19 protein-coding genes are annotated in these 22,314 nt (G+C 64.1%); 13 read left to right on the forward strand and 6 right to left on the reverse strand.

Features of this window, described 5'->3' with window-relative positions:
- The first annotated feature begins 64 nt into the window (after positions 1 to 64).
- From ACFPJ4_RS14190 to ACFPJ4_RS14220, 7 genes are all read left to right on the forward strand, one after another.
- A complete protein-coding gene (locus ACFPJ4_RS14190) occupies positions 65 to 517 on the forward strand; it encodes a hypothetical protein (protein WP_386741110.1) in 453 nt (150 codons plus the stop codon).
- Entirely contained in the window at positions 514 to 2,811 is a 2,298-nt protein-coding gene (locus ACFPJ4_RS14195) for a hypothetical protein (RefSeq protein ID WP_386741111.1), read from the forward strand. The genes ACFPJ4_RS14190 and ACFPJ4_RS14195 overlap by 4 nt, the downstream gene beginning before the upstream one ends.
- An 84-nt stretch (positions 2,812 to 2,895) precedes the next feature.
- Entirely contained in the window at positions 2,896 to 4,083 is a 1,188-nt protein-coding gene (locus ACFPJ4_RS14200; RefSeq protein WP_386741112.1) for a glycosyltransferase, read from the forward strand.
- Positions 4,080 to 5,006 (forward strand): sugar nucleotide-binding protein, encoded by a 927-nt coding sequence (locus ACFPJ4_RS14205; protein ID WP_386741113.1) that lies wholly within the window; start codon positions 4,080 to 4,082, stop codon positions 5,004 to 5,006. The genes ACFPJ4_RS14200 and ACFPJ4_RS14205 overlap by 4 nt, the downstream gene beginning before the upstream one ends.
- Positions 5,003 to 6,034 carry a polysaccharide biosynthesis protein gene (locus ACFPJ4_RS14210; protein WP_386741114.1) on the forward strand — a complete coding sequence of 344 codons (1,032 nt, stop codon included), beginning with the start codon at positions 5,003 to 5,005 and terminating at the stop codon, positions 6,032 to 6,034. The genes ACFPJ4_RS14205 and ACFPJ4_RS14210 overlap by 4 nt, the downstream gene beginning before the upstream one ends.
- Positions 6,031 to 7,170 (forward strand): non-hydrolyzing UDP-N-acetylglucosamine 2-epimerase, encoded by a 1,140-nt coding sequence (wecB, locus tag ACFPJ4_RS14215; RefSeq protein ID WP_465262171.1) that lies wholly within the window; start codon positions 6,031 to 6,033, stop codon positions 7,168 to 7,170. Before ACFPJ4_RS14210 ends, wecB begins: the two co-directional genes overlap by 4 nt.
- A 38-nt stretch (positions 7,171 to 7,208) precedes the next feature.
- Positions 7,209 to 8,342 (forward strand): glycosyltransferase, encoded by a 1,134-nt coding sequence (locus tag ACFPJ4_RS14220; protein ID WP_386741115.1) that lies wholly within the window; start codon positions 7,209 to 7,211, stop codon positions 8,340 to 8,342.
- On the opposite strand, the gene ACFPJ4_RS14225 is transcribed toward ACFPJ4_RS14220, so the two are convergent.
- Entirely contained in the window at positions 8,303 to 10,126 is a 1,824-nt protein-coding gene (locus tag ACFPJ4_RS14225) for an ABC transporter ATP-binding protein (RefSeq protein WP_386741116.1), read from the reverse strand. The two genes, ACFPJ4_RS14220 and ACFPJ4_RS14225, sit on opposite strands and share 40 nt — an antisense overlap.
- A gap of 105 nt (positions 10,127 to 10,231) precedes the next feature.
- Here ACFPJ4_RS14225 and gmd point away from each other — a divergent pair, with 105 nt between their 5' ends.
- The 4 genes from gmd to ACFPJ4_RS14245 all read left to right on the forward strand — a co-directional run bounded on the left by gmd (position 10,232) and on the right by ACFPJ4_RS14245 (position 13,933).
- Entirely contained in the window at positions 10,232 to 11,269 is a 1,038-nt protein-coding gene (gene gmd / locus ACFPJ4_RS14230) for a GDP-mannose 4,6-dehydratase (RefSeq protein WP_386741117.1), read from the forward strand.
- A complete protein-coding gene (locus ACFPJ4_RS14235; protein ID WP_386741118.1) occupies positions 11,266 to 12,000 on the forward strand; it encodes a glycosyltransferase family 2 protein in 735 nt (244 codons plus the stop codon). Before gmd ends, ACFPJ4_RS14235 begins: the two co-directional genes overlap by 4 nt.
- Positions 11,997 to 12,377, forward strand: coding sequence for a DUF2304 domain-containing protein (locus ACFPJ4_RS14240; RefSeq protein WP_386741119.1), 381 nt, complete (start codon positions 11,997 to 11,999; stop codon positions 12,375 to 12,377). The genes ACFPJ4_RS14235 and ACFPJ4_RS14240 overlap by 4 nt, the downstream gene beginning before the upstream one ends.
- Positions 12,378 to 12,463: 86 nt before the next feature.
- Positions 12,464 to 13,933, forward strand: a complete 1,470-nt coding sequence (locus ACFPJ4_RS14245; RefSeq protein WP_386741120.1) for a DUF2142 domain-containing protein — start codon at positions 12,464 to 12,466, stop codon at positions 13,931 to 13,933.
- Positions 13,934 to 13,935: 2 nt separating this feature from the next.
- Here ACFPJ4_RS14245 and ACFPJ4_RS14250 read toward each other — a convergent pair whose 3' ends face one another.
- The 4 genes from ACFPJ4_RS14250 to ACFPJ4_RS14265 are packed head-to-tail and all read right to left on the reverse strand — an operon-like array spanning position 13,936 to position 18,279.
- Entirely contained in the window at positions 13,936 to 15,120 is a 1,185-nt protein-coding gene (locus tag ACFPJ4_RS14250) for a DegT/DnrJ/EryC1/StrS family aminotransferase (protein WP_386741121.1), read from the reverse strand.
- 5 nt (positions 15,121 to 15,125) lie between these two features.
- Entirely contained in the window at positions 15,126 to 16,067 is a 942-nt protein-coding gene (locus tag ACFPJ4_RS14255; protein ID WP_386741122.1) for an NAD-dependent epimerase/dehydratase family protein, read from the reverse strand.
- Positions 16,064 to 17,095: a hypothetical protein gene (locus ACFPJ4_RS14260; RefSeq protein ID WP_386741123.1), complete on the reverse strand. Its 1,032-nt coding sequence runs from the start codon at positions 17,093 to 17,095 to the stop codon at positions 16,064 to 16,066. The genes ACFPJ4_RS14255 and ACFPJ4_RS14260 overlap by 4 nt, the downstream gene beginning before the upstream one ends.
- On the reverse strand, positions 17,086 to 18,279 hold the full coding sequence (locus tag ACFPJ4_RS14265; RefSeq protein ID WP_386741124.1) for a glycosyltransferase: 1,194 nt from the start codon (positions 18,277 to 18,279) through the stop codon (positions 17,086 to 17,088). Before ACFPJ4_RS14265 ends, ACFPJ4_RS14260 begins: the two co-directional genes overlap by 10 nt.
- A 477-nt stretch (positions 18,280 to 18,756) precedes the next feature.
- Between ACFPJ4_RS14265 and rfbF the strand changes: the two genes are divergently transcribed.
- Positions 18,757 to 19,527 (forward strand): glucose-1-phosphate cytidylyltransferase, encoded by a 771-nt coding sequence (rfbF, locus tag ACFPJ4_RS14270; RefSeq protein WP_386741125.1) that lies wholly within the window; start codon positions 18,757 to 18,759, stop codon positions 19,525 to 19,527.
- Between the two features lie 2 nt (positions 19,528 to 19,529).
- Entirely contained in the window at positions 19,530 to 21,332 is a 1,803-nt protein-coding gene (locus tag ACFPJ4_RS14275; protein WP_386741126.1) for a thiamine pyrophosphate-binding protein, read from the forward strand.
- Between the two features lie 15 nt (positions 21,333 to 21,347).
- Here the strand turns inward: ACFPJ4_RS14275 and ACFPJ4_RS14280 are convergent, their stop codons facing one another.
- Positions 21,348 to 22,277 (reverse strand): NAD-dependent epimerase/dehydratase family protein, encoded by a 930-nt coding sequence (locus ACFPJ4_RS14280; protein ID WP_386741255.1) that lies wholly within the window; start codon positions 22,275 to 22,277, stop codon positions 21,348 to 21,350.
- Positions 22,278 to 22,314: the final 37 nt, after the last annotated feature.

Below are 22,314 nucleotides of genomic sequence, written 5' to 3' on the forward strand. Positions count from 1 at the left end.
CACTAGTCACATTCACCACTCCAGCATCTATGCTTGATTTCGTCAACGGCTCGGGGAGGGAACGATGACATCGTCGCGACGCACCCGGTTGACCGCTGCGCTCGTGCTGTCGTGCACCCTGCCCCTCGTCCTGACCGGCTGCTTCGCGGGTAATCCCACGTCAGTCGATTCGCTCGCGCAGACATCATCGACGCCAGGGCCGAGCGCACCTCCCAAGATCGCGGCCCACATGACGATTGCGAGCGTCGACGTCGACGGCAAGAACGTCACGGTGTCCGGCTACGTGAGCGGCATCGTCCAAAACAAGGGCACGTGCACCTTCATCGCCACGAGCGCGGCGACGAAGGCCACCGTCGAGATCGCAGGTACTGCGGTGTCCAACGTGACGACCACTTCGTGCGGAACGAAGTCGGAGCCGATCGGCTCGTTCTCGAAGGGCAGTTGGTCTGTAGAACTCCGCTTCGCCTCGCAGGACCTCGAGGCCACTTCCGAACCTCTCGCTCTGGAGATCCCATGACCGTTCGTGCAACTCTGGCTGCGGCGCTCGCGATCGTGGTCGCCGCAGGACTCATGACCTTCGCGTCTCCGCAGATCGAGTCGGCAAAGGCCGCCGACAGCTCGCAGTTCGACCCCGGCAACATCATCAGCGATGCGCTCTTTTACAACAACAACGCGATGGGATCGGCCGCGATCCAATCCTTCCTCGTGTCCAAGGAACCCGGCTGCACCAGTTCGTACGCCTGCATGTGGAACTACGGCCAATCCACTCCGGCGATGGCAGCGTCGAGCTACTGCTCCGCGATCGCCGCCACCGGAGTGATGAATGCCGCCAACATCATCTTCACTGTCGGACAAGCGTGTGGCATCAGCCAGAAGGTTCTGCTCGTGCTGTTGCAGAAAGAGCAGGGCCTCGTTACAGCGACGGCACCCACCTCTCGGAACTTCACCTACGCGACCGGCTTCAACTGCCCCGACACCTCGGGGTGCGACCCGTCGTACGGAGGGTTCTTCTACCAGGTCTACTACGCGGCGCGGCAATTCAAGATCTACCAGGCCCACCCGACGAGCTTCAACTTCCAAGCCGGGCGGGTGAACAACATCCAGTTCAATCCCAATGCGGCGTGTGGCTCCAAGTCCGTCTTCATCCAGAACGCTGCCACGGCAGGCCTGTACGACTACACGCCGTACACGCCCAATGATGCGGCCATGAGCAACCTCTACGGCACGGGTGACGGCTGCAGCTCCTACGGCAATCGCAACTTCTGGGCCTATTACACAGACTGGTTCGGGTCCACGACGCTGGGGACGAGCCTGGTCCGCACCAGTATCGACGCAACGGTCTACCTGGTGTCGGGCACGACGAAGTACCCGGTCACGTCGCCCGCCATCCTGGCTGCCCTGTTCCCGCTCGGCCAGACGGCGACCGTCTCGCAGAGCTACCTCGACAAGTTCACGACCAGTCACGCGGTTGGCCGCAGCCTCCGGGGCCCTGACGGAAGCATCTACTTCTTCGACGCTGGAATCCTCCTTCCGTTCACCTCGTGCACTCAGGTGACCGACTACGGCGCCAGTTGCGACCCGTCCAGCTACACGCAGTTGACGGACGCTCAGATCAAGTCCTTCTACCCCGGCCCGCTCGTCACGCCCGTACTCGGCACGACGAGCGGCACCCGATACTGGATCACCGGCGGTACCAAGCGGGAGATTCTCGACAACCAGTCTCAGGCGGCAGCGGGGCTTCCCGCGGCGATGAACGTGCTATCCGACAACGCGGTGGCCGATCTTCCCTATGCCGCTCCGGTCGTGCGCGACTCCGTGTTCATCGGCCAGAAGGGCACCGCCACCGTCGACTACTTCCAGACGAATGCGCTCTACCAGGTGAGCGGAGACCCGGCCCAGCTTGGTGCAACGAGCCGACTCGCGGGATCCCTCAGTTCTTCGAGCCTCGCTTTGCTCCCCGCGGGGACAGGGTCGTTCTCGGGCGCCGTCACGGCGCCGGGCGACAGCCGCACCCAATTCCTCGGAGCAGCCGGGCGTTACGTGTGGCCGGCGGGAGTCGGGGGATTCTCGGGAACCGGCGCCTTCGCGGCGAGCCAGACCCTTATTGACAGCTACCCCGTCGCAGGCACCATCGCGGTGGGCACCTTCGTGATGGCCTCTGGGAACGCGACCGTGTATGTGGTCACCGCCACGTCGCTCAAGCCGATCTCGTCCTGGTCTTCGCTCCTGTCCCTCTCGTCGACTCCCAACCCGACGATTCTGACCGTCCCGGCCGCCGCTATTGCGGCTGCTGCCACCGGACCGGTCGCCCTGACCGCCGGCTCGCTCGCGTACTCCCCGGGAAATGCGACGGTCTACTTGATCAACGGGCTCACCGACAAGATCCCGGTGTCGAGCTTCGACATGACGAGTCAGGCGGGAGTCACCGCTCTGGCGCAGTTCCCGGTTAGCCAGCTTGAGGCCTACCCGACGAACCCCTCGATTCTGGGATTCGGCTACGTCTGCGGAACCACGAAATACGTGGCGGCGGCGGGCAGCCTTCACCCGATCGCCGCCGCCGACCTTCCGAGGTTCCCGATCAGCTTCATCACCCTGGACTCCTACACCTGCACCCAGATGAAGATCGGAACACCCGCCGTCATCTTCATCCGCACCTCCGATGGGTCGATCTACCTGCTGGACTCGGACGGAACGAAGCGCCCTGTCTCGTCTCTCCAGCGCTTCCTGTACCCCTTGAACGGCGTGAACATCGGCTACCTGCAGGTCAGCCAGAAGCTCGCCGATCTGATTCCCACCGGCATCCCGGCCTGAGGCCGGGTCGCCGGTGCCCTCTTGTAGTCTGAGACGGCGAAGTGCGGCGGCCGGCCGGCCGGCCGCCGACTCGGGAGGAACATCGTGCGGGTGCTGTTCATCCACGAGGTGAGCTATGAGAACAAGGTCATCTACGAGATGCACGAGTTTCCCGAGCTCCTCGCGCTGCGGGGCCACGATGTCACGTTCCTCCAGTTTCCCGAAGGCTCGGGGCGCGCACGTCGATCGGCGGCGTCCGACACTCGCGAGATCAGCGGACGGGCCTACCGCGATGCGCGGCTTCGACTGGTGACCCCGCCCACCTGGGGCGGTTCGACGCTCGAGCGTTTCGTCGCTCCGATCATCGATGTGCCGACGATCCGCCGCGAAATCAGATCCGGTCGATACGACCTGGTGGTCCTCTACGCTGTGCCGACAACCGGGTGGCAGGCGGTATCGATTGCCCGACGCGCCGGCGTTCCTGTCGTGTTCCGGGCACTCGATGTCTCGCACAAGATCCGCAACACGATCGTGTCGCGACTGGTCCTGGCCGCCGAACGCTTCGTCTACCGCAACGCAACCCTGCTGTCCGCCAATAATCCGGCGATGGGCGAGTACTGCTCCTCGATCTCCGGACGAACGGGACCCGTCGTGGTCAACCTTCCCCCTCTCGATCTGTCGCACTTCGCGCGGGAGCCCCGAACCGACCTTCGGGCGGAGCTCGGCCTGGATTCCTCACACCGGGTCATCGTCTACATGGGCAGCTTCTTCAGTTTCTCGGGCCTCGACATCGTGGTGCGCGGCCTCGCTGCGGAGTTCGCCGCGCGGCCCGAACTGCGGCTGGTCCTGGTGGGCGGTGGGGAGCTCGATGAGGTGCTCCGGGCCACCGTCGACGAGCTCGGCCTCACGGAACGCGTCATCTTCACCGGGATCATCGACTACCAAGACCTGCCGGAGTACCTGCGCATCGGCGACGTCGCGATCAACCCGTTCGAACCGGAGTTGCTGACCAACGTCGCTCTTCCGCACAAGGTGCTTCAGTACATGGCAGCGGGAGTTCCCGCCGTCTCGACGTCGCTCTCCGGCTTGCGCGGGGTTCTCGGCGAGGAATCCGGCATCACCTGGGTCTCGGGACCGGAGCAGCTCGCTGCCGTCGCGAGTTCGCTCGCCGCCGGCGACCCCGCCGACCTCGCGCGGATCTCGCGAACGGAACGGCAGTTCGCCCAGGCGACATTTTCGAAGGAGAGCGCCATCGAGTCATTCGAACGGACCCTGGAATCGGTGATCCGATGAGCGCGACATTGCCCTCGGTCCTCGTCCTCGGGGGGGCCGGAATGATCGGGCTCGGCCTCATGCGGCACCTCGCGACGCTCGGCATCGAGGTCGCCGGGACGAGCCGCGAACCCCAGGGCGCTCCCCCGGAGCTGCGTGACCGTCTCGTCCGGTTCCGGCTGGGCGCCGATGATCTCGCGGAGGTGCTCGCTCCGTATGGGCCAGGAGACCTGGTCGTCAACTCGCTCGGCTTGATCAAACACCATATCGACGACAACAGCGCCGCGGACCGGCGTGCGGCGATCGCCGTGAACTCCGCCTTCCCTTACGCGCTGGCGGCGCTCGCCGAGGAACGCGGATTCCGCGTCATCCAGATCGTCACCGATTGCGTGTTCTCCGGGACGACAGGTGGGTACTCCGAGCAATCCCATCACGACGCATTCGACGTCTACGGTCACTCGAAGAGCCTGGGAGAGGTCCCGAGCCCGAACGTGCTGAATCTCCGTTGTTCCGTGATCGGGCCGGAACTCGACTCGCACGTGAACCTGCTCGAATGGGTGCTGTCCCACCCGAGCGGCAGCACTTTCTCCGGTTACACCGACCACACGTGGAACGGGGTCACGACACTGGCATTCGCTCGAATCGTCGCGGGCGTTCTGCTCAGCGACGAGCCCCTCGCGGGCACGGTTCACGTCGTTCCCGCCGACCATGTCAACAAGTCGGAGTTGTCGTCGATGATCCTGCGCGCCTACGGCCGCGAGGGAGTCACGGTCGAGCCTCGGCAGACGGGCACCCCGGTCGATCGCACCCTGACGACCATCGACCCGGCGCGCAACGAGCGCCTGTGGCGCCACGCGGGCTATCCGACGATCCCTAGAATCGTAGAGATGGTCAGCGAACTGGCGGAACACGAGACGAGCGGGAACACAGGACAGGTGTCATGAGCGGCAGACAGATCCCGGGCTCGGTCGTGACGATCACCGGCGGGACGGGATCCTTCGGGTCGACGATGACCCGCCACCTCCTCACGCAGGATGTGGCCGAGATCCGGGTCTTCAGTCGCGACGAGTCGAAGCAGGATGCGATGCGACACGCCATCCAGGATTCGCGCGTGCGGTTCTACATCGGCGACGTCCGCGATGAGAAGAGTGTCAATCAGGTGATCCGGGGAACGGACTTGGTGTTCCACGCGGCTGCGCTCAAGCAGGTTCCCTCTGGGGAGTTCTTCCCCATGGAGGCGGTGGCCACGAACGTGACCGGCAGCGCGAACGTACTGCAAGCTGGGCTCGAATACGGCGTGAAGTCGATCGTCTGCCTCAGTACCGACAAGGCCGTCTACCCGATCAACGCCATGGGGATGTCCAAGGCCCTCATGGAGAAAACGGCGATGGCATATGCGCGCAACAATCTCGACGCGGCAACCTCCATCTCGGTCACGCGGTACGGCAACGTCATGTACTCACGCGGGTCGGTGATCCCCCTCTTCGTCGACCAGCTGAAGCGCGGTGCGCCTCTCACCATCACCGATCCGACGATGACGCGATTCCTGATGTCGCTCGCCCAATCGGTCGACCTGGTCGAGTACGCGTTCACTCAGTCGGACACCGGCGATCTGTTCGTACGAAAGGCCCCCGCCAGCACTGTCGCGACCCTTCTCGCGGCGGTAGCCCGGATCGCCGGGGTCGACGATCCCGATGTGACGGTCATCGGAACCCGCCACGGCGAGAAGCTCTACGAATCCCTGCTCAGCACAGAGGAGATGGCGCACGCTCAGGACTTCGGTGACTACTACCGCGTCCCCCTCGACACGCGCACCCTCGACTACGCCCCGTACTTCGAAGAGGGCGAACAGCAGGCTCCTCTCGAGGCGTACACCTCGCACAACACCACCCGCCTCGGCGTGGAGGAGACGGTCGCTCTGCTCGAAACCCTCCCCGAGATCCAGCAACTGATTGGCAGCCGCACCTCGTGAAGATCCCCACTATCGTGACCATCGTCGGCACCAGGCCCGAGATCATCAGGCTCTCGCGGATCATCCCGCGGCTGGATGGAGCGGTCAATCACGTCCTCGTGCACACCGGTCAGAATCATGACCGCCAGCTGAACGAGATCTTCTTCGAAGAGTTGGGCGTTCGCACCCCCGACCACTTCCTCAACGTGGACACCTCGTCGCTGGGCAGCGTGCTGGGCGACACGCTGATCAAGATCGAGAAGGTCTTCCTCGAGGTGAAGCCCGATGGCGTGCTCATCCTGGGCGACACGAACAGTGCGGTCTCTGCCCTCATGGCCCGTCGGATGAACATCCCGGTATACCACATGGAGGCCGGCAACCGATCGTTCGACGAGAACGTCCCCGAAGAGATCAACCGTCGGATGGTCGATCACGTCTCGGACTTCAACATGCCCTACAACCAGTATTCGCATCGCAATCTGATCGCCGAGGGTCTTCATCCGCGACGACTGTCGATGACTGGCTCGCCGATGCGCGAGGTGCTCGAGTTCTATCGCGAGAAGATCGACTCGTCGGATGTTCTCGATCGGCTCGGACTCTCGCCGAAGTCCTTCTTCCTGGTCAGCGCGCACCGCCAGGAGAACGTGGACTCACCGCAGCGCCTGACGGAGCTTCTGGCCACGTTGAAGGCCGTTCACGAGAAATGGGGGCTGCCGGTGCTGGTCTCGACGCATCCGCGCACTCGTCGCCAGCTGGAGGCGCTGCCGGGATTCACCGAAACCGACGGCGTCGTCTTTCACCAACCGTTCGGCTTCCTCGACTACAACAAGCTGCAGCTGTCGGCACGTTGCGTCATCTCGGATAGCGGCACCATCAGCGAGGAGTCCGCGCTCCTCGGCTTCCCGGCGATCACGATCCGCGACTCGATGGAGCGGCCAGAGGCGCTGGACGCCGGCAGCATCGTCATGACCGGTCTGAGGCGCGACGAGGTCATCGCGGGAATCGAGGAGGCGACCTCGCAGCCCCCTCGCAACACTCTTCCCGCCGGGTACGAGGTCGATGATGTGTCGACCCGAGTCCTGCGGTTCATCCTCTCCACCGTGGGGCGCCACCACGCGTGGGCCGGGATTCGACGACCGGATCTCGACGAAGGATGAATGTCGACGCACCGCGTCGAACCGCCGTACTGGTCTGCATGGCCGACAGCATTCACACGGCACGGTGGATCGGTCAGTTCGTCGATCAGCCCATCGACTTCGTGCTCTTCCCCTCCACCCCGAACCGCCGACTTCACCCTCTGATCGCCGGGTGGGCCGCCGGAGAGCAGAACATGACGGTCAGGGTCGTCCCGTTCGCCGGCGCATTGTCGATCCCGCTCTGGGGGCTGGACCTGATCTTTCGAGACCGCGTCAGGGGCCTCCTGCTCCGGCGCGTGCTTCGACGCGTCAGCCCTGACTACATTCACGCGCTCGAGCTACAGCACGGCGGCTACATCACGAGTCGCGCGATCGATCGGCTCTCCAAACATCCCCCGTTCATCGCAACGAACTGGGGCAGCGACATCTTCTGGTTCCAGCAGTACCCGTCGCACCGTCGACGGCTCGCGCATCTGCTCGAACAGGCCGCCTTCTACTCGGCAGAATGCCAACGCGATGTCGACCTCGCTCGAGCCCTCGGCTTCCGCGGCCTCGCATTCCCGGTGTTTCCCAACACCGGCGGATTCCCTCGGCAGGTGCTGGCGCGGCCGACGAGCGCGCCGTCGACCCGGCACGTGATCGCGGTGAAGGGCTACCAGGGCTGGGTCGGACGCGCGATCATCGCCCTGAAGGTCATCGAACGCCTGAAAGACCAGCTGAAAGATTTTCGGATCGTGATCTTCTCGGCCAATCTGACGACCCAGCGGTTCGCCGCCGGCGTTGCCAAGCGAACCGGGCTCGACATCAGCTGGCACTCCAAGAAGTCGTTGTCCCACGATCAGATGATGGACATCTTCGCCTCAGCTCGCGCATACGTCGGGGTGTCTCTCTCCGACGGGATCAGCACCTCGCTCCTCGAGTCGATGGTCAACGGCGCGTTCCCCCTGCAGACCAACACCTCGTGTGCAAGCGAATGGATCACCTCGGGCTTGAGCGGGTTCAGTATCGATCCGGACGACCCCGATTCCCTCGCAGAGGATCTTGCCCGGGTGGTGCGCGATGATGCCTTGGTCGACGCGGCCGCCGCCATCAACGCTGAAACGGCGCGCACGCGCCTCGACGATCGGATCGGCCGGTCGTACGCCTTCGCCTTCTACGATCTCTCTTCGTCGAGCGACATCAGTTCGGCGTAGTGAGCCACCTGCGGCACCGTCTTCACCAACTGCGCGAACGGGCCGGACGCGACGATGCGGCCCCCGTCGACCAGGTGGACCACATCGGCGTGCTGCACCGTCGAGAGCCGATGGGCGATCACGACGAGAGTGACTTTGCCGTAGAGCTTCTTCAGGGACTCCCCGACGATGGACTCGGACTCCGCGTCCAAGGCGCTGGTCGCCTCGTCGAGCACGAGCAGCCGCGGGTCAGCGTAGAGCGCTCGCGCGAGGCCGAGTCGTTGGATCTGCCCGCCGCTGAGCGCGTTGTTCTGCTTTCCGACTGAGGTCAAGACCCCGCTGTCGAGTCCCGCGACGAAAGCGTCGAGGTTGGCTTGCGCGAGCGCCCAGTCGACCCTCTCAAGATCGATCTCATCGAGGTCGCGCCCGAGGGCGACGTTCTCGGCGATCGATCCGCTGACGAGTCCCGGCTTCTGCGGGACATAGGCGATCGAGCCCGGCGCGGAAGTGTCGAGCTCACGCGGGGTCGCACCGCCGAGAGTGATCGTGCCCCTCGCCGGTTGGATGAGGCCGAGCAGCAGATCGGCGAGGGTGCTCTTGCCCGCGCCGGAAGCCCCGATCACGGCCGTGTAGGTCCCCGCAGGAATCGTGAGATCAACCGCAGAGAGCGCGTCCTCGGATGCGCCGTCGTAGCGGAAGAACACATCCTTGAGTTCGACCGTCAAGCCGCCGGGTTCGTGCCCTGTTGGCGCCGGCTCCGCGACTACGAGCGTGGAGGACTCGGCCGGACGAGCTGGGTAGCTCGCGAGAAGGCGATGCGCGACTTCGGCCTCCGACGACACGAGCCCGATCGACCCCGCCGCGTTCTGCAACGGGAGCAGCGACGCCATGATCCGAAACCCGGCGGTCAGGAAGATGCCGAGCGTCGATGCGGCCGACGCGAGGTTGTTGGTCAGCAATTGCGAGGCGATGAGGGCGACCGCGCCGAGCATGAGCGCCGCCTCGACGACGTAGCGCGGAAGGCTCATGAGGTATTGGTTGTCAGCGTTGCCGTAGGCCATGGCCGCTCGGGCACGACCGAAACGCGCCACGAAGAAGTTCTGCCTGCCCATCGTGAAGATCTCCCGAAAGGCCCCGACGGTTTCGTCGAGAGCGTCGGTTGCGAGCACGGTCGACTCGGCGATCACTGCGCCCGCCCGTTGCTGCCGACGCCCGATGAAGACCTGGATGATCGCGCCGATGACCGCGAAGTATCCGACCACCACGAGCATCGTCACCGGACTCACGACGAAGAGCACTGCCGCGATCAGGACGAGCAGGAACCCCTCGGTCGTCACGGTCGCAAAATGGCTGAGCAAGCGACCGTACGCCGCATTCATCGAGTAGTTGAGGCCGTAGCTCAGCTCTGACTTGCTCCAGCGCTCGACCTCGGAGAGGGAGCCGCCCAGAATCCTCGACACGAGAGCAGTCGAGGTGCGGTGCTCGAACGCGGCTATGAACGTCGTCGTTCGTTTCGTCAGGGCGGCGGCCAGGGCGGCCTTGACGATGAAGAAGGCGAGAGTCACGCCGGCGAGAGGCAGAAGGTACTGCGGTCCGAGTGAGCTGAGCGGGAAGCCCAGGATCGTGATCTTGGACGCCGCACCGGTCGAGAGTGTCCCCGCCGCGATCGCGGCGATCACGCCGATGAGGAGCACCCCGAGGATGTCGAGCACCCCGGTGAGGGCTCTCGCCACCAGCAGCGCGATGAACTTCCGGCGCTCGGTGCGGGAGAACTGCCGCATCGAGATGCGAACCGCCGGAAACATGAACTCGAGCCTATCCGACGGTCCGTTGAGCGGGTTGACCGCTGCCCCGGGCGAACACGGATAAGCTGACCGTGCCGATTTCACTCGACAAGGCAGGTCCACACAATGTCCAGCATGGCTCCCGCCAAGACGGCCCTCATCACCGGAATCACGGGACAGGACGGTTCCTATCTGGCGGAGCTTCTCCTTTCACAGGGCTATCAAGTCCACGGATTCATCCGCAGGGCCTCCACCTTCAACACCGTGCGGATCGACCACATCTACCGAGACCCCCACGATCTCGCGTCAAAGCTGCACTTGCACTACGCCGACATCTCCGACGGGTCACGCCTCTCGACCCTGATCGCGCAGATCCAGCCTGATGAGATCTACCATCTGGCGGCTCAGTCCCACGTGCGCGTCTCATTCGACGAGCCCGAGTACACCGGCGACGTCACCGGACTGGGAACGACTCGCCTGCTCGAGGCCATCCGGCAGACCGAATTGCCTGTGCGGTTCTACCAGGCATCGAGCTCAGAGATGTTCGGAGCGACGCCTCCCCCGCAGGGCGAAGACACCCCGTTCTACCCGAGGTCCCCGTATGCGGCGGCGAAGGTCTACTCGTACTGGATGGCGAAGAACTACCGCGAGGCGCATGGAATCTACGCTGTCAACGGAATCCTCTTCAACCACGAGAGTCCGCGGCGCGGCGAGACCTTCGTGACGCGCAAGATCACGCGAGCAGTCGCGAGGATCAAAGCCGGCCGTCAGGACGAGCTCTATCTCGGCAATCTGCACGCCCGACGCGACTGGGGCTACGCCCCGGAATACGTCGTCGCGATGTGGCAGATGTTGCAGCAGCCGGAGGCCACCGACTACGTCGTCGCGACTGGAACCGACTACAGCGTTGAAGACTTCGTCCGATTCGCCTTCGAACACGCCGGGCTGGAATGGGAGCAATACGTGCGCACCGATGCGAACTACTTCCGACCGACCGAAGTCGACTCGCTGATCGGCGACGCGTCCAAGGCGCATGCCCAGCTGGCGTGGAAGGCAACGGTGCTTCCGCAGCAGCTCGCTCAGATCATGGTCGACCACGATCTCGCCCAACTCGATGGGCATGTTGTCGACGTCCCGGGGATCGCGCCCTGGAATACCCCGTGAAGACTCTGATCGCCATCCCGGCGTTCAACGAACAGGACTCGCTGGGCAAGGTGATCGCAGATGTGGCGGGTCATTTCGACCTCGACGATGTGGTCGTCGTCGACGACGGTTCGACTGACCGCACCTTCGAGATCGCGCAGGGGGCCGGCGTCCACGTCTTGCGGCACTCGGTGAACCTCGGAGTCGGCGCGGCGATGGGCACGGCGTTCCAATACGCCGCGCGGCGCGGCTATGAGCGCCTCATCCAATTCGACGCCGACGGTCAGCACCGCCCGGAGTTCCTGCAGTTGCTGCTCGACGACATGGGCGACTTCGACATCGTGATCGGGAGTCGGTTCGCCGACGGCGGCTACTTTCGCACGACCTGGGCGCGACGCAACGTCATGCGCATCATCGCCTGGGTCGTGTCGCGTTACGCGCGTTCACGGTTGACCGACGTCACGTCCGGATTCCGCGCGAGCGGACCTCGCGCGATCGCCTTATTCGCACAGCACTACCCGGTGGAGTACCTGGGCGACACGGTGGAGTCCATCGTTCTCGCTGCTCGGCAGGGGCTTCGAGTCAAGGAGGTACCGGTGCAGATGAACGAGCGCTTCGCGGGGCTCCCCTCGCAATCTTTCCTCCGCGCCTTCCTCTACACCGGGCGGATCTTTTTGATCCTCGTACTGGCCACTTTTCGAAACGCGCCCCCGAGCATCGCGAAGAAGCGTGAAGAAGCGAAGGTCGAATGAATCCCCAGGCTCTCGCGATCATCCTGTCGATCGTGTTCCTCATCTCGGTACTGCTCCTGCTGCGCTTCTACTTCCTCCCCGAGAAATACGCCGTGATCTGGCTGGTCGCCGCGGCCGTCAGCGTAGTGCTGTCGTTCTTCCCGCAGATCTTGGCGGCAGTCGCCGACTTCTTCGGCATCGCACAACCGATCAATCTGCTCTTCTTCTCCGCCTTCTTCGTCGTACTACTTCTTCTCATGCAATTGAGCCTCGAACTCGCGAGGACTCGAGACGAGTTGCGGCGGGTGGTTCAGCGAGTCGCCGTCGATCTGGAAGAGAAGGCGCAGCGCGAGCCGTCCGAACCGCGCAAGCATGACGAATCAGGGGACCCGAAGTGAAGGTAAGACCCTCCCGATCGGCATCGGTCGGGACGAGCGGACTCGACCGCCGACGACGGCGCTTCCGTGCTTTGTACCTTGCGCCGGTGCTCGCACTGCTCGCTCTCGTGGCGTGGTCGCTCGCTTCGCCGATCGGGTCGAGCCCCGATGACGACTACCATCTCGCCAGCATCTGGTGCGCGAACTCCGCCAACACTGCGGCATGCGAACCTGGGCCGAAGGCAGACGAGCGGTACGTGCCCGAGGCAGTTCATCGCGCTCCGTACTGCTACAACTTCAAGTCCGGGGTCAGTGCAGCCTGTCAGAGCAGCTACTTCTCGCTCGACCCCTCCAAGAAGGTGCTCACCGATCGCGGGAGTTTCACGGGCAGCTACCCGCCGGTATATTACGCCACGATGAGCCTGTTCGTCGGCGACAACATCCTGCTGTCGGTCATTGTGATGCGCATCGTGAACTCGGCACTCTTCGTCGCGCTCACGACAGCGCTCTTCCTGCTTCTGCCGCGCATCAGGCGCCCGACGCTGATCTGGAGTTGGCTCGTCACGACCGTGCCGCTCGGGCTGTTCCTGCTCGCATCGAACAACCCCAGCGCGTGGTCGATCATCGGGATCGGGTCGCTCTGGATCGCTCTTCTCGGCTACTTCGAAACGGCGGGACGGCGCCGGATCGGACTCGGCGCGATCGTCACCATCGCGACCATCATGGCTGCAGGCGCGCGTGCTGACTCCGCGGTCTACGCGGTGATCAGCATTGCGGTGGTCTTCGTTCTGACCTTCCGGCGCACCCGGTCGTTCTATCTCGCCGCGATCTTGCCGATCGGTCTCGCGATCATGTCTGGAATCTTCTACCTGACCTCGGGCCAGTCCTCGGTGGCATCGACAGGGCTCAACACTCCCGGTGCGGCCCCTGCGAGCCTGTCAACGATCCTGCTCTACAACCTCGAGAATGTGCAGCAGCTGTGGGTCGGAGCCTTCGGGGTCTGGCAACTCGGCTGGGTCGACACGCCGATGCCCTGGATCGTGATCTTCGGTGCAGTTGGCGCGATCTTGGTGGTCGTCTTCTCGGGTCTCGCCAAGGTGTCCCGACGCAAGCTCACCTCGGTGGGCATCGTGGGGTTGGTGCTCTGGCTGCTTCCCCTGTACGTACTGCAGCAAGGGCGGAGCATGGTCGGAGAGGCGGTGCAGCCGCGCTACCTGCTGCCGCTCATCATCCTATTCGTCGGACTGGCGCTGTTGCCCGTCGGGCACTGGTTCGTGCGCTTCTCCCGGCTGCAGTTGATCCTCATTGCCGTCGCTGTGATCGTTGCTCAGTCGGTGGCCCTGCACGAGAACATGCGTCGCTACATCACCGGAATTGACGTCGGCGGACTGAACCTGAATCGGAACATCGAGTGGTGGTGGCCGATCCAGATCAGCCCTATGACCGTCTGGATCGTGGGCTCATTGGCATTCGCCGGTGCCACGATCATCCTGATCAGGGAGATCAGCCGCGCGAGCGCCACACCCGCGACCGCTCCTCATGCGATCCCGCCGTCGACGACGGCTCTGACCGACTGAACTCAGCGGACCTCGGCGAGCGCTTCATCCACCAGCGCGAACTTGTCAGCAACGGGATAGTGATGATTGCCGATGAACAGGCCGTCGTCGTGCACCTTGTCGGCGTTCGGCAACGGAGGGAGAGGCACGTGCTTCAAGTGCTTCAGAACGGGATTTCGAGTGAAGTTTCCGGTGACGATGGGGCGCGACTCGATTCCAGCGGCCGTGAATGCCGCCACCACGTCCTTGCGACGCCCCGCCAACCTGCCCTCGAGAACCAGCGAGAAGCCGAACCAGCTGCTGTCGCCGGTCTCCTTCTGCACCCTCAGCTCGTCACGGCCCGAGAATCGCGTTATGAAATCGACCGCGTTGGCTCGACGCCCCGCAACGATCGCGGGGAGCTTCTTGAGTTGCTCGGTGCCGAGAGCCCCCGACATCTCCAACGGACGGACGTTGTAGCCGGGAAGAACGAACCGGAAGAGATCCTCGAAGGCGTCTCCGGACTTCGGGTAAACGAGGTTGTCATCGGGAAGCTCGCGGGTCCAACCGTGAGCACGGGTCGACACCATGGCCTGATAGAGGTACTCGTCATCGGTCAGGACCATGCCACCCTCCATGGTCGAGATGTGGTGCGAGAAGAAGGAACTGAAGGTGCCCAGCACACCGAACGTTCCGGCGGCGCGACCCTGGAGCGTCGCGCCCATCGACTCGCAGTTGTCCTCGATCAGCAGCAGAGAATGCTGTCGACAGATCTCGACGAGGCGTGTGAAGTCGACGGGGTTGCCCAGCAAATTGACCGCCAACACTGCCTTGGTCCGCGGCCCGACTGCCGCCTCCACGGCGTCAAGATCGATGTTGAGAGTGTCGATGTCGACGTCGACGAACTTCAGCGTCAGGCCGTGCTGAGTCAGCGGATAGTAGGTGGTCGCCCATGAGACGGCCGGAACGATGACCTCATCTCCGGGGTTGAGGTCCATGTCGGGATTGATCACAGCGGCGGCCACTGCGACGAGGTTCGCGCTGCTGCCAGAATTGACCATGACCGCGTATCGGGCGCCGAAGTGGTCGGCGAACTCCAACTCGAACTTCCGGACCGCGGGACCCATGGTGAAGCGACCACTCGCGATCACGCGCTGGAGCGCGGCGTATTCGTCCTCGTCCCAGGTGGAGGTGGCCAGAGGCAGCGCAGGGCTGTGCGAATCAGACATGAGAATCAGATTTCCGAAGGTGCGGCGGAGGCGTCGGCCAAGAATACCTCGTAGGCTCGCGCGATCCCGTCACGCAGCTCGGTCGACGGGTTCCAGCCGAAGCCCTTGGCCACGGCCGAATCCATCAGCTTCTGACGCATCCCCGTGGGCTTCGAGGTGTCGTAGACGAAACCGCCCTCGAACCCGACGACCTCCCTCGCCAGCTCGTAGAACTCGGTGACCGTGCGGTCGTACCCGCAGCCGACGTTGAGAACGGGTGGCCATGCACCCATCTCCTCGATGGCGCCGACAAGCCACTCGGCCAGATCGCCGACGTAGGTAAACTCGCGACGCGCGGTCCCATCACCCCAGATCTCGACGCTCGACGCCCCCGCCTGCTTCCCCGCATGGACCTTGCTGACCGCGGCCGCGATCAGGTGGCTTCGACCCGTGCTGTAGTCGTCCTTCGGGCCGTACAAGTTCGAGGGGATGATCGTGCGGTAGGTGAGACCCAGCTCACCGCTCGCGTACTCGCAGAGCTTGGCTCCGGCGATCTTCGCGATGGCGTAGCCCTCGTTGGTCGGCTCGAGTGGGGCGGCGAGGATGTCTCCCTCCACCAGGGGCTGGCGGTAGTCCCTCGGGTACATGCAGGAGCTTCCGATGTAGAGGAGGCGCTGCACGCCGAGCTCGATGGCACTGCCGATGACGGAAGTGTCGAGCAACAGGTTGTCCAGCAGGAACTCGGTCGGATGAGCGACGTTCGCCGCGATCCCGCCTACCTTCGCCGCGCAATGGATGATGATGTCGGGCGCGATCTTCGAGAGGACCGAGAAGGTAGCCGCTCTATCTCTGAGGTCCGCGTCAGCCCGGCTGATGCCGACCATCTCGTCCCCAGGTCTGATTCTCGCCCACTGCTCGCGAACACTCGAGGCGAGCATTCCGTTGGCTCCGGTGATCACGACCTTCACGATTCTTCTGCTCCTCGCTCAATTGTCTGATGAATCTCGTTCGCCAAGCGGACGAGGGCGTGCGGCATCGCCCACGTCTGATAGGTCTGGTCGTCGGCCAACCATGCCGCGCCCGCCCGGAGCACCCCCGCCTTCTGCGCGGTGCCCAGAGTCCGCACCGTTTCGGTAAATGCCTCCGGTTTCGGCGCGCGACCCAGCTGTATGGCGACGTCATCGGGGATGCCCATGTGCTGCAGCGGAGGACCGACATAGAGCGGAACACAGCCGGCCATCACCGCATCGAAGAGCTTCTCCGAGACGTAGTTCGCGCTGTTCTCGATCACGACCGCGAACTCGTGCTCCGCCAGGACCGCCTGCTTGTCTGCGACGATGCCGACGTTGTTGACAGAGCCTCCGAGCGGCAGACGAGAGCTCCATTCCCCGGGGTCAATGCGCTCCCGCTTCACGATCGCGTACGCGAGAGCACGTGCGTTCTCGATCTGGACTCGAGCCCCGCGACGTGACCAGTTCGATCCGGCAAGGGTGAGCGGCAAGTCATCCCGGTCGAACGCGCGGATCACGTCGCGTCGCAAGCCGTAGAGACTCCCCGAGATCATCGAGATCTTGTTGGAGTTGACCAGCACCGATGTCCCGGCGACGTGCTCTCCGGCAGGAGTCGGATGGGCCCGCCAGTCGTGCTGAGGCCATGGGATGATCACCATACCTGGCGTTGCGCTCTCGGCTCCGACGCTCAGAACGTCGCCATACTGCGCCCTGACCGACACCCAGTAGTTGTCCGGCAGCACGACTCGTGGTTCAAAAACGATCAATTGCCGCCGGTGGCGGGGCACTCGATCGGCAATCGCCGAAAAACTCCTCCGGTCGTGATCCATCGCCACGAAATGGGTTGCATCCGTGCCTGTGGGCTCAACTAGACGATGCCCGCGCTCGCGCAGGAGATCGAGCAACACGCCGTACTCTGTTGCGGCGTATCCGGCCAGATCGCCTGCGGCTGTTGCCCCGACGACGCTGAGAGCGATCACCGCCATTCGAAACGCCAAGCGCTCAGGGGATTGTCCCGCGTGATCAGGCGGATCACGATGCGCGCGGCTGCCCGACGGATCCCGTACGGAACGAGGTGGCCGATGCGCTCATATGCCGTCATCAGAAACGAAGGGATGGCACGCGCCGGGCTCGCCGGGTCGGTCGCCGTCACCATTCCGCCTTCAGGCAACGGAGCGATCGATGTCGATCGGTCGGGATCACCGCCCGCCGCGGCGGACATCCGATCCAGTAGGCCGGAAGTCGCGGTCGCCCCCAACCCGCCGTAGATGCCCGCCAGCTCCGCGAGACCGGTGGATTCGAAGTTGTCCCACAGCTGTTCGAGTCGCTCGAGGGCGCCCGCCCTCACGAGCGCAGCGCGGTCCGTCTCTCCGAGCCTGACGGTGATCGAGTTCGAGAGCCCCGTGACGAATGATGCCCGGTCTGTCGGCGAGATGGCCCGCGCAAGGGAGGCGAACTCGGCGCTGTTGAAAACGCGGAACAAGGACACCGTCGCACCGAACTTGCGCTCGCGATCGTCGATCGACCGCGACTCACTCGCCATGTTGTCGCGGTACCGCATCGTCTCCCGCTCGACGTGGATGAATCGGCCCCGCCCCGCGAGCCGCATGGTGATCTCGGTGTCTGGGAACGCGGTGCTGTGCCACGGGGCCTCGGTCTCGCGGAAGACCTGGGTGCGCACGGCGAGGGCCGACCAGGGGATGCAGTGATTCCGCAGCAGAGCCAGAAACACGGTCGGCGGGTCGAGATCGGGAAGCATCCAGATCAACGGGGGGAACGATCCGATGGCGCGCCCCTCGTGGTCGGCTCGTGCCATGTCCGAGAAGACACCGACAACGTCCTCTGCCGCGGCAGCTGCGGTCTCGTCCAGGATGCGAAGGTGATTCGGCAGGTAGATGTCGTCTTGATGGATGAAGGTCACCCACTCGGTGGTGACCAGATCCAGGTTGACGAAGATCGAGCCGGTTGCCCCCAGATTGAAGCCGTTGCGCACGATCGTGATATCGCGATCAGCCGCCGTCGACCATTCCGTCAGCCGACTCCATGTGTCGTCGGAGGAGGCGTTGTCGACGAAGAGCCAGCGGACCGCTCCGGCCGTCTGGGACTCGATCTGCGACAACAGGTGATCGAAGTAGGGGATCGCGTTGTACAGCCCGACGAACACGGTCATCCGAGCCGTCTCATCGGCTCGACCCGTCGTCACGACGCTGCGGCCTGCTCGGTATTCCGCGTGAAGGAGCTCAGTCCCGGCCAAGCTGCATCCAATCCGGCAGAAGCCATTCCTTGGGCTCCTCGGCGCCGCCGGGAGCAGAGGAGAGAAACGCAGGCCACCGACTGAACGAGCTGATTGTACGGATGACCCTGGCAGCGCTGCTGAGGCGAAGGCGCGAATCGCCAATACCTCGTTGTAGAGGCCTTCGCCGCGCACGGCCGCGGTCCTTGCCCAAGCCCCCGCGGAGTTGAACAATGACGGTCATGCGACGGTCATCCTCTCGCGGTACTGGTGCTCGCTCGTGCGATCAAGCCTGTCCAGCTTACTGAACGACCCGATTCGGGCGCGTTCGCCCAGGCCACCATAGGGTAGGAGCGCACACCATGTGGGTCTACTCGCTCGATGACCCCGCCAAAGACGAAGAGGGTCTGAACGATGAAAGCGGTTCTCCTGGCCGGCGGTCTCGGCACGCGCATGCGGGAAGAGACGGAGTTCCGCCCCAAGCCGATGGTCGAGGTGGGCGGCCGCCCCGTCCTCTGGCACATCATGAAGATCCTCGGGCAGAAGAGTATCCAGGATTTCGTGATCTGCACGGGGTACAAGAGCGAGATCATCAAGAACTACTTCGCCAACTACGACGCCATGAACTCCGACTTCACCGTCAAGCTCGGCTCACGGAAGAGCATCGAGTACCACGGCGAGCATGACGAGTCCGACTGGAGCGTCACCGTGGCGTACACCGGGGCCGCGACCATGACGGGCGGGCGCATCAAGAAGGTCCAGAAGTACGTCGGAGACGAACGGTTCCTCTGCACCTACGGAGACGGCATCGCCGACGTCGATATCGATGCCCTTCTGGAGTACCACGAGTCGCACGGCAAGATCGCCACGATGACCACAGTGCAGCCCCTCAGCCGCTTCGGAGTTCTCGACCTCGACGCGGATGGTTCGGTCAAGAGGTTCAAGGAGAAGCCTCAGGTCGAGGGCTGGATCAATATCGGCTACTTCATCTTCGAACCGGAGATCTTCGACTACCTCGACGACGATTCAGTGCTCGAGGAGGAGCCGTTGCATCGTCTCGCTGCCGACAACCAGATCGCCGCCTACAAGCACCAGGGTTTCTGGCAGCCCATGGACACCTATCGCGAGACACTGATGTTGAATGAGCTGTGGGACTCGGGGAACGCGCCCTGGAGGAGTTGGTGAGCATGAGCGACCGCGAAATGTCGAAGCATCCGACCGGATCCGACCTGATTGCAGCTTTCGTGGAGGAGCACTGCTTCTCTGACGTCTTCGTCGTCAACGGTGGGGCGTGTGCGTTCATGATCGACGCGCTCGGGCGCAATCCCGGCACCGGTTATGTCTGCGTCCAGCACGAGCAGGCGGCCGCCATGTCCGCAGACGCGATCTGGAGGACCACCGGACGTGCCGGCGTCACCATGGTCACGAGCGGCCCGGGCGCAACGAACCTCATCACGGGCATCGCATCATCGTGGTTCGATTCGATTCCTGCCCTGCACATCACAGGACAGGTGAACGATCGCGAGAGCAAGACGACGATCGGGGCCGACGTTCGACAGGCCGGTTTCCAAGAGACCGACATCGTCTCGATGGTTTCGACCATCACGAAGAGCGCGGTGAAGGTCACGTCGGTCTCCGAGCTCGCTCGTGCGCTCCACGACTCCCTCGAAGTCGCGATCAGCGGGCGGATGGGACCCGTCGTTGTCGATGTGCCCATGAACGTTCAGCAGGAGCCGGCCACCGACCTCGACTTCGCCATCGCGCTCGCTCCTGTCGAGAAGCGAGCCGAAGACACCACGCCGCCGGCCGTGCTGTCGAGTCAGCTCGAATCCTTCCTCGCCGGTGCCGAGCGACCCCTCGTGGTCATCGGAGGCGGGCTCGGGCTCGCAGGGACAGCTCGCATCGCGCAGGACTGGTGCGAAGCCCACCACATTCCGTACATCGCGAGCTGGGCGGGATTGACCTACCTGGATCGCTCCCGAAAGGGATATCAGGGTTCACAGGGGGTGTACGGGTCTCGCCACGCGAACTGGACGGTCAACGCGGCGGATCGGATCCTGTCCTTCGGCAGCCGTCTCGACAACCGTCAGCGCACCGGCAACCCTCGCGCTTACGCGCCCTTTGCCGACTTCTTCATCATCGACATCGACATCGAAGAGATCCGCAAGTTCCACGCCGACCGCCGCTACGACGGGGCAGCATTCGATCTGGCCGGAATCGAGTCGGTGCTCGAGGGAACCGAGTTCAGCTACGACAGCGCACCGTGGGTCTCGCTCATCGAAGCCGACCGCGGATCCAACTCCTCGGGTTGGGAGGCATCGGTGAAACCGGGCGAGTTCAACCCGTACAGCGCGGTCACCGCACTGCAGCCGTTGCTCCCGCAGGAGGCGATCGTGATCGCCGACACCGGTGCGAACCTCGCCTGGCTGTTCCAGGCGTACGCACCAGACGACAGCCTGCTGTTCACCTCGGGTGGCAACTCGCCGATGGGCTACAGCCTCCCGGCGGCGATCGGGGCCCAGCTCGCCAATCCGGATGCCAACGTCGTCTGCGTCATCGGAGACGGAGGTCTTCAGATGAACATCCAAGAACTGCAGACCGCCGCCTTCTACGGGCTGCCGATCACGATCCTCCTTTTCAACAACTCGGGCTATGGCATCATCAAGCAGTTCCAGGACTCGAACACGAGCAGCAGACACTTCGCAAGCGGTGACGGGTACTCCACTCCGGATTTCGGGCAGATTGCCGCGGCATACGGCCTGCCCTATCAGAGGATCGCCTCGGTCGAGGAGATCACCGGCGAGCTCTTCGAGCGTGGACTCCGACTCATCGAGCTCGTCATCCCGCCGAATGCCCTGATCACTCCCAAGGTCGAGAGCGACCACTTCATCCACGATCAGTTCCCTTACGACGATTCCCCCCGGTACCAGCCGCTGCCGTTCGCGTATCCGGGGCGCCCGAGTGAACTGGTCGTCAGCTCGGCTTTGTGAGCCAAGCGTCTGCAATCACCGACGCCCAGGGAGCGTCCGCGAGGGATCGAATGGATCGGCGACCGGCAACCCGCTCAGCCATCGGGCGGTGAGTTCGAGCCCCGTTGCGAGCTCCACGCTCGCGACCCAGCCGAGGGCTTCCAGTCGCGAGGTGTCCCCCGCGAGGCGAGGAGGTACGGCCGCCTTATTCAGCGCGAACTCCAGCGCCGTCGCTCCTCCCAGATAGTCGGTGAAGAGCGATATCGAGTCGCGCAGAGGGGGAGCCTCCGGGTGCGCGACGTTGTAGACCCCTTCGGCCGACGAGTTCGTGGCGAGAGCGGCGAGCGCCGTGCCTGCGTCGGAAGCGTAAAGATGGCTCCACCCCTGCCGAGCCTCACGGATCGTAAGACGGGTCCCCGACGCTGCTGCGTCGGCGATCGAGGGGAAGAGAGTCCGGTCGCTATCGAGCGGCCCGAAGACCGAGAAGACCCGCGCCCATACCCAGGATCGATCGGCGGCTTCGCGAACCCGCACGAGCTGCTCAAAGGCCTGCACCTTGGCTCGACCGTAGGCCGTGACGGGGGACGTCGGAGTCTGCTCTGAAGTCCTCGTATCGATCGGTCCGTACTCCGCCTGGCTGCCGACGCCCACGACGCGCCCGACGTCGGACTCCTCCGCGGCGCGCAGGAGAGCGGCTTGCCTGCCGATGTTGCCCGACTGAATAGACTCTTGGTCCCGTTCGGATGCAGAAACGCCCTCCCAGTCGAGAGCGACGATGCAGTCAGGGGACTCGCGGGCGATCAAGCCCGCCCAGCCGTCGCTCATAGACGGAGCGCGGCGGACCGGGACCCCCTGCAAGCGCCAAGGGTCGCTGCTCGGGCGATGAACAGCGATCGCGTCGTGGCCTGCCGCAGCCAGCGCGCGCACCGTCCAGGACCCCACGAAACCCGTCGCTCCGAAAACCATGACCTTCACGACGAGCCAGGCTATCCGGCGGGGCCGC

It is taken from the genome of Lysinimonas soli (genome assembly GCF_042655435.1).
Lineage (GTDB): Bacteria > Actinomycetota > Actinomycetes > Actinomycetales > Microbacteriaceae > Lysinimonas > Lysinimonas soli.